At 70.6% G+C, this 1,610-nt stretch carries 1 protein-coding gene and 1 pseudogene; both read right to left on the minus strand.

Annotated elements, in window-relative coordinates; all coding sequences use genetic code 11:
• Window positions 1-119 precede the first annotated feature (119 nt).
• Entirely contained in the window at window positions 120-1,340 is a 1,221-nt protein-coding gene (locus tag G6020_RS10390) for a primosomal protein (RefSeq protein ID WP_182610571.1), read from the minus strand.
• Between the two features lie 24 nt (window positions 1,341-1,364).
• A pseudogene (locus G6020_RS10395) lies at window positions 1,365-1,610 on the minus strand (YbaB/EbfC family DNA-binding protein); the annotation flags it as partial.

Here is a 1,610-nt window from a genome sequence, read left to right on the forward strand (position 1 = left end):
CGACCGCATCGGCCGAGTGGAAATGTGCGGAACGCTCTTTTCGATGACGCCGCGCGAGGCCGGGGACGCCGGGCGAGACGGCGAGGCCGGGGAGGCCGGGCGAGGTCAGGCCAGGCGGGTCAGGCGATGTCGGGGGTGGTCATCAGGCGCTCGACGTCGTCGACCAGGTCGCGCCACTCGCCCGCCTCGTCGTCGAACGGCGCGCTGGGCTCGAGCAGCCTGGCGTCGTCCGGGTTGAGGACGTAGTGGAGGAACCGGCGCAACGAGGTTCCTCGGCCGGTGACCGCGGCCTCGAGGTCGGAGTCGCCCACGTAGTTCGCGAGGTCGGTGACCAGTTCCACGGCGAGCGCGAGCTGCCCGGAGTCGACCATCCCGGGGCCGACCTCGATGTCGCGGTCGAGGCCGGCCAGGACGTAGGTGTTGTCCTCGGTCACGTGGACGTCCAGGCTGCCGTCGATCGCCGCGATCTTGACGCGCTCGTAGGTCGCCACGTGGCTGAGCGTCTCGTCGTCGTGGTCGGCCAGGTACCGGGACAGGCCGCGGGCGCTGGTGAACACGTACGCCTGGTCCCCGTCGCCGAGGAACACCGGCCGATCGCCGAGATAGCAGCGCAGGCTCAGGTACTCCTGATCGGCGAAGATGATCTTCACGGGGTCGATCCCGACCGTCTCCCACAGCGAACCCTCCGGGTACCCGGTGGGGGCGGCCTCGGGCTCGGGCGCGGGCGCGGGGAGCGCGGCCTCAGCGGCCTCCAGGTCCGCTCGGGCGCGATCGACCTCGGCGCGCGGGACCTCGGGGGTGGTCATGACGTCCTGGATCGCGTCGAGCACGTCGTCCCAGCCCTTGGCGACGGTCTTCCGGATGGACTTCCACAGCTTCAACCCGTCCCGCCCGTAGAACTCGTCCATCCCGCGGGTGACGGCGGCGAGGATCGGGTTGCCGTTGAAGAACTTGGTGACGGTGTCCAACTCGCACACCTCGCCGATCGAGCGGGCGATGGTGAAGGACTGGTCGATCTCGTCGACCGAGGACTCCGTGGGGTTCTCGCCGAGGAGTTCGAGGACGCCGACGAGGTCGTAGCAGTTCTCGTCCGCGGCGCGGAACGCCAGCACGTCGGAGGTCGCGAACTCGTCCCAGGACGGGTGGTCCTGCAGATCATGTTGCGCGCCGCTCCGGACCAGGGCCAGGAGTTCGGCGGTCGAATCGAACGCGTAGAGGTCCTCGTCGAGGCCGAGGAACGCCTCCCAGTCGTCGTTGTCCTCCCGCCAACTGGGCGCCCAGAGGGTCGTGACGTCTCCCTCAGGGAGACCGAGCTCGATCGGGACTATGTCCTTGGCCATGCCGGTCAGCATATCCACGGCCCGTCAGCCGGTGCCACGGCCCGCCGACAGGGCACCGGCTGAGTCGTCCCCGGCGGCCTCGGCGGCCTGCGCGCGGCCGCTCACCGCGAGTGCGACCGACCCCGAGACCAGCTCGGCGCGTCGGGCGTTGGCCTGCCTGACGGCACTGGAGGTGGCCTCGAGGATGGCGGACGCCACCGTCTCGCAGCCGTGGGCGCGCAACCCGGCCGACAGTACGAGGTCGATCACCGCGCCACCGGAGTCGGCGGA

Origin of the sequence: Dietzia sp. B19, from assembly GCF_014145155.1 — a bacterium.
Lineage (GTDB): Bacteria > Actinomycetota > Actinomycetes > Mycobacteriales > Mycobacteriaceae > Dietzia > Dietzia natronolimnaea.